Origin of the sequence: Pseudomonas sp. ICMP 3272 (assembly GCF_001466905.1) — a bacterium.
Classification (GTDB): Bacteria; Pseudomonadota; Gammaproteobacteria; order Pseudomonadales; family Pseudomonadaceae; genus Aquipseudomonas; species Aquipseudomonas amygdali.
The window spans coordinates 1-232 of sequence record NZ_LKEK01000031.1 but is presented as its reverse complement, the minus strand read 5'-3'; the positions used below and the strand labels follow the sequence as shown (position 1 = coordinate 232).

The following is a 232-nucleotide window of genomic DNA, read 5'->3' as shown; positions in this document are numbered from 1 at the left end:
CCACGAACGTTGGAGAGGCTCGCTGCATTCAAATGCGCATCGGCGTTCTGGCTATAGATCAAGCCATCAGCATCGTTGAGGACACTGCCACCCGCGACGACTGTCAGTGTGTTGTTGGCAGCAACGGTGCCGCGGTTGCGGTTATCCAGTTGCCCGGATGTGTTGAGGGTCATCAGGCCCTGGCTGATCAGTTGCCCGGCCTGGTTGTTGATCGCCGCGCTGCGCCGCAACA

1 protein-coding gene is annotated in these 232 nt (G+C 59.9%); it reads right to left on the bottom strand.

Annotation, left to right across the window (positions count from 1 at the left end; translation table 11 throughout):
• Positions 1 to 232 (bottom strand): hypothetical protein (locus AO068_RS03855; RefSeq protein WP_152999737.1); only part of this gene is annotated, 232 nt, incomplete at both ends.